This is a genomic window from Marinagarivorans sp., from assembly GCF_982758155.1.
On sequence record NZ_CEXWTU010000101.1, the window covers coordinates 1 to 6,015 of the forward strand.

General features: G+C 47.1%; 6 protein-coding genes. All 6 read right to left on the reverse strand.

Features of this window, described 5'->3' with window-relative positions:
• Nucleotides 1–273: 273 nt before the first annotated feature.
• Complete coding sequence (locus AC3A8L_RS11910) at nt 274–1,335, reverse strand: undecaprenyl/decaprenyl-phosphate alpha-N-acetylglucosaminyl 1-phosphate transferase (protein ID WP_487962483.1); 1,062 nt, start codon at nt 1,333–1,335, stop codon at nt 274–276.
• A 304-nt stretch (nt 1,336–1,639) separates the two neighbouring features.
• Nucleotides 1,640–3,043 carry a mannose-1-phosphate guanylyltransferase/mannose-6-phosphate isomerase gene (locus AC3A8L_RS11915; RefSeq protein ID WP_487962484.1) on the reverse strand — a complete coding sequence of 468 codons (1,404 nt, stop codon included), beginning with the start codon at nt 3,041–3,043 and terminating at the stop codon, nt 1,640–1,642.
• 101 nt (nt 3,044–3,144) lie between these two features.
• Nucleotides 3,145–3,441 carry an integration host factor subunit beta gene (gene ihfB, locus AC3A8L_RS11920; protein WP_487962497.1) on the reverse strand — a complete coding sequence of 99 codons (297 nt, stop codon included), beginning with the start codon at nt 3,439–3,441 and terminating at the stop codon, nt 3,145–3,147.
• Between the two features lie 404 nt (nt 3,442–3,845).
• Entirely contained in the window at nt 3,846–4,025 is a 180-nt protein-coding gene (locus tag AC3A8L_RS11925) for a PA3496 family putative envelope integrity protein (protein WP_487962485.1), read from the reverse strand.
• A gap of 303 nt (nt 4,026–4,328) precedes the next feature.
• Entirely contained in the window at nt 4,329–5,819 is a 1,491-nt protein-coding gene (locus AC3A8L_RS11930; protein ID WP_487962486.1) for a sigma-54-dependent transcriptional regulator, read from the reverse strand.
• A partial coding sequence (locus tag AC3A8L_RS11935) for an ATP-binding protein (RefSeq protein WP_487962487.1) occupies nt 5,816–6,015 on the reverse strand: 200 nt, incomplete at its 5' end. The genes AC3A8L_RS11930 and AC3A8L_RS11935, both read right to left, overlap by 4 nt.

Here is a 6,015-nt window from a genome sequence, read left to right on the forward strand (position 1 = left end):
CTCAGGAGTATAGATTCGGGATGCCGGAATAGGGGAACGCTTCGCGTCGGGAGTCTGGAATTTTAACCCATTTGTTTGCGGCAGGGTTCACTTCGTTCATGAATCGGGAACGCTTCGCTCGGGAGGCGCTTCGCGCCGGGAATCTAGGATTTGGAAGCCTACTTCTCAGGCCTAGCATCACGCCTCCCGTATCTCTTTTTCTCGCCTCCTAAGCGAAGCGCATTCTCGTATCCGGATTCAGTATTTTCTCGCTTCTTGAGCGTAGCGAATCCGCTATGCGAAGCGGCGTTTGTTCCAGCGGATGAAGCGCCAGCTGCGCTTCATCAGCAGTTGGTAGGCCAATACAAACGCCAGACAACAGCTAAAGGATACGGCCTCGGCTTGTGGTAGGTAATTAAAAATCATCCCTAGGGACACTAGGCACATTTGAACAAATAGCATGATGTAAAGCGTTTGGCGAGAGCTAAAGCCGGCACGCATTAGAATATGGTGAATATGGGTTCTATCGGGCGCCAAAGGCGATTTACCGCGCTTAATTCGGCGGTACATTAGGGTAACCATATCGGTCATAGGCAACAATACAAACCACAAAGCCGTGATGGGCTTAAACGCTATTGCTTGCTCGTTAGTGCCACACAGCAATAGCACCGCTAAAGCCATGCCCACAAACATACTGCCAGCATCACCCATAAATACTTTTTTAATGCGCGTTTTTTCAGGTTTACCCCAAAGGTTAAACAACAAAAACGCCATCAAGGAGCCCACCAACCCCAAGCACAACCAAGCAAGATTCAGCTGGCCAGCCCCTACAAACAATAACGACAAGCCCAAAAAGCTGGTTAAACCCAACCCCCCGACCAAGCCATCAATGCCATCCAACATATTAATCGCATTAATTACCGCTATTATCGCCACCAATGCAAAGGGGTAACCCAACCAGCCCAAGCGAATTTCGCCTAGACCCAAAATATCGCAAAAAGAGCCTACACTCAACTTTAGGCCATAGACGAATAATGCCGCAATTAAGAACTGAGCCACTAATCTAAAGCGGGCACTAATGTCGTACCTATCATCCATAGCACCCATAAAAACAACCAAGGCACCACCCAGCATAAATACACGTACAAACGGGGGTTGCTCTAGAAAAATATAGGAGGATAAAAAGATGCCAGCAAACATGGCTAAACCGCCAATTAACGGAATGGCACCGCTGTGGTGCTTACGGCCGCCCGGCTTATCTACCAAACCTATGCTTACAGCAATTGGCCTAAACAGCTTTACGGCTGCCACTGTCGCCAAAAAGGCGACGCCCATTACCGCAAATCCATATTCCATGTAGAACTCCAAAAAGACTCTGCTCGATAAGTCTAAGCTTGTTACCGTTAATATTGACACTGCCTGCCCGCCATCTCAAAACCTGTAACAACCTTAGTCCAAACGGGTTGTTTTTGGCGCCAAGTACAGCCAAAACCTCAAACAATGTCGCACTTACCTTCGAATTGACACCAAAACCACACCAATTACGCATAGCTTGTAGTCAAAATTGCTTTTACGGAGTTTAGCAGTGTTAAGCCACTACCCAAAAGTGATATTTTGTAACTTTAGGTAACCGATTTTATAACACCAAAAACCGAAAGCATTAAACGCGACCAAAAACATCCTCGAAACGGACAATATCATCCTCCCCTAGGTAGCTACCGCTTTGTACCTCTATTAACTCCAGCAAAACCTTACCGGGGTTTGTCAGCCGGTGCTTCTCACCTAGCGGGATATAAACGGATTGATTCTCTGACAACAGCATTTCATCATCCCCACGCTGAACAACAGCCGTACCAGAGACAACAATCCAATGCTCGGCGCGATGATGATGCATCTGAAGTGACAAACTGGCGCCGGGTTTAACCGATATGCGTTTTACTTGGTAGCGCTCGCCATTATCGATGCTGTCGTAACAACCCCAAGGCCTGTGTACCTCGCGGTGCAAAGAGAATTCACTGCGCCCTTGCGCCTTTAAATCACCGACAACAGCCTTAACCGCCTGCGAATTCTTTTTGTTAATCACTAACACGGCATCGGCCGTATCGATAACCGCTATGTCTTCCAAGCCCACAAGCGCCACTAAGCGCCCGTTACCATTGACATAACAATCATGACTATCTTTAGCGATAACATCACCCACAAAGGCATTACCAAGGGCGTCTTTATCACTAACCTCCCAAAGCGCATCCCAACTACCAATATCACTCCAGCCGCTATTTTCCAGGGGTAATACCCATGCCTGCTGGGTTTTTTCCATTAGGGCATAATCCACCGAGATAGCGGGGCTTTTAGCAAAGGCAGCCTCATCTAAGCGAATAAAATCGAGATCTTGAACACTTGCCCCTAGGGCTGCCTTACAAGCCGCGACTATTTCTGGCTGAAACTTTTCCAGCTCGGCTATTAATTGTGCTGCTTTAAACACAAACATACCGCTATTCCAGTAATAGTCACCACTGGCTACGTATTGCTCGGCTGTTGCACTATTGGGCTTTTCCACAAAACTAGCCACTGCACTAGCGCCACCTTTATCTGCCGCTTTAATGTAGCCATAGCCGGTTTCCGGCTTTGTAGGAGCAATGCCAAAGGTCACCAGCTTTTGCTCGTCGGCCAATGCAGCCGCAGCTTTAACCGCCTCATTAAAGGCGTCGGTATTTTTGATTAGGTGATCTGCAGCGAATACCGCAATAATGGCTTCGGGGTCGCGTGCCATGGCATGCAATGCCGCTACCGCTACCGCTGGCGCCGTATCTCGCGCTATTGGCTCTAAGATAATATCGGCCTTGGATGCAAGCACTTCGCTTAGCTGGTCTGCCACCATAAAGCGCTGTTCGTTATTGCAAACAACAATAGGCGCAACATCACCAGCCACACGCTTAACCGTATGTTGCAACAAGCTATAATCGCCGTACAACTTATGCAATTGCTTAGGGTAATGCTGGCGAGACTTTGGCCACAAACGCGTTCCACTACCACCTGACAAAACTACAGGAATAACAACTGACATAAGAATCCTTAACTCGCTTTTTGAAATTGCGCGGGATTATAGAGGGGAAATACAAAAAATAATACGATGAGGTAAGAATGAAACTGAGACTAGAGCGTAAACTAGCGAATATCAGCTAATTGCTCATTCACTTTTTCGCGCAGCTCTTTGCCTGGCTTAAAATGAACCGCATGTTTTGCGTCCAGAGCAACTTGCTCACCAGTTTTTGGGTTTCTAGCCTGCCTTGGCGGCCTGTAGTGCAATTCAAAACTACCGAAACCACGAATTTCTACGCGCTCACCGGCCGTTACCGATTGCGCCAGTTGCTCAACCAGCATTTTGATAGCAAGTTCAACATCGCGCACTTGAATTTCTTGCTGAGCATCGGCAATGCGCTCGATAAGCTCCGATCGTGTCACTGTCATACTGTCGCTACCTTAAAACTGTAGATTTAATAGACATGCAAACCTACAAGAAATGGTGAACGGATACATCACGCCGCTGATAAAGCATTGTTATACAACAGTTTTATGACAGAACAAAGGGTTTGATGGAATTAAATGGGCGGCATCGCACCGATCAAAGCACGCCTCGGTGAATTGATCGGCATAACAGCAAACAGAAGTAGTGAAGGGATCACACAAAAAAGGGCAAGATTTGCAGACCAACCCCCTCAAGGCAAAGAGCCAAACCTTACAGCCCAACATCAATCGAATGGCAGGTATAAACCACCGGATATTAATTGGATTCTATGTAAAAACATGAAGGAGCCCTGAGGCACCTTCATACATTCGCTTAACAAAAGATTAAAGTGCTAGGCTCATCAGCCATCAAAATCGAACTCTTTCATTTCACGCATTAAACGTAGCTCTTCAATTTTATCCTCGAGCTTACGTCGTGCATCAACGCCTAGCGGCTTTGCACTTTCCTCATCAACAAAATCATCAATATCTTGATGCATTAAATCGAGATTAATATCTTGCTTAATAATTTCAAGACCCATAGCACAGGCTCCTCATGTAAAAACAACACATAAAAAACTTAACTAGAGCAGACAGCCCGCCAGGGGCGAATCTTTGAGTGGAACAACCACCCGCACAACAAATAAGAGCATTCTAATACTGCGGAACCGGAACGGACTCTTCGCTCCACCACCACAAAAGTTTAGATCGCTTTTAAGCGACTGGTTCCGATTATGTCTATTTTTATTATCCGAGAAAAGCCTTATTTTGGACTTTCGCTTGAATTATTAGACTGTTTTTAGTCGAATTTACGAAGCAACTAAACATAACAATCTAAAACCCTATTAACATGTCACTAAATCGATATCGTAACCATCCTCTCTAAGTCGTGCCATCTTATACCTTAAGGTTCTGGCGCTAATACCTAAGCGCTTTGCCGTCTCTTTCTTACTACCATTCTCTTTACGTAAGGTTTGCACAATAATCTCATACTCGCGCTGTTTTAAGTCCTGCCCTAACACAGCTCCATCACTATCCACAGTCAATATAGACTCTTCCCGTGCAGAGCTTGCCGTACGTAAATATGCAGGTATAGCACTGGCATCCGCAACAGCCTGGTTAGAGACCACATCAATCAATGAAGGCTTTTCGCTATACAACTGCCCTGCCTGCAAGCCGAGATCTTCTGGCTCGATGACATTCCCAGCCTGTAAGATCAAGGCGCGCTGCATAACATTATCTAGCTCACGCACATTACCAGGCCATGGGTAACTCAACAGAGTAAGTTCGGCACTATCACTCAAGCGCACCCCAGCGCGATGCTGCTTAACCGCATGACGCTGTAATAAGCTCAGGGCTAGCGGCAGTATGTCTTCTTTTCTGTCGCGTAAGGGTGCCCACTGCAACGGCAGTACACTTAATCGAAAGTACAAATCTTCGCGAAACTTACCATCCACAACCTGCTGCCGCATGTCTCTGTTGGTGGTCGCTATAACGCGTACATCTAACTTAATACACTTACGCCCCCCTAAACGCTCCACCTCACGCTCTTGTAACACGCGCAATAATTTAGCCTGCAGCGGTAAAGCCATTTCGGATATTTCATCCAATAAAATAGTCCCGCCATTAGCCTGCTCAAATTTCCCCGGTGCCGAACTATAAGCACCGGTATAAGCCCCTTTTTCGTGCCCAAAGAGCATGGCTTCCAGCATGTTTTCGGGGATAGCCGCGCAGTTAATAGCGATAAAGGGCTGGTTTTTACGGGGTGAATGTTCGTGAACATAGCGAGCCAATACCTCCTTTCCGGTACCCGACTCCCCTACCAGCAAAGCTGTAGAATCTGATTGAGCCACACGCCGGGCAAGCTGAAGTAACTTTTGGCTCGACGGGGCCATGGCGACAGGCTCATCACCCAGCGCAGAAGCCACATGGCCGACAAATTTACGCGCCGTTGAAACCAACACCTCGGCCTCAAAAGGCTTGACTAAATAATCTACGGCACCTTCACGCATTGCTTCAACAGACTCGCTGATACTCGCGTAAGCTGTAATTAACAGCACGGGGATATGAGCAAAATCCTTTCGAATAATACGCAGCAAATCGTGGCCACTTAATGCCCCCATATTCACATCTGAAACCACCAGCGCCAAATCTAAATAATTAGGTAACAGCGCTAATGCCTGCTCGGCACTACTGGCTTGAATCACCTCAAAATCAGCGAGAAGTAACGTGTCACATAAGGCTTCGCGAAGGTCAAAGTCGTCTTCCACGACCATTACTTTATGCTTCACTTTACTGTCCACATCATTCAGCGGCATGGCTAACTGGCTATTCATAGAGCCTCCCGAGATAAGTTTGCTGGATGACTCACAGCAGGAATTGCCACATTATTGAGCGGCAAGTAAATACGCGCCTTTGTTCCAACACTGACACCAGAATGCAAGCTCATATAGCCGCCATGTGCCCTCGCCACCGATTGCACAACCGCCAAGCCCAAACCCGTCCCCTGAGCTTTCGAGGTGTAAAACAGCT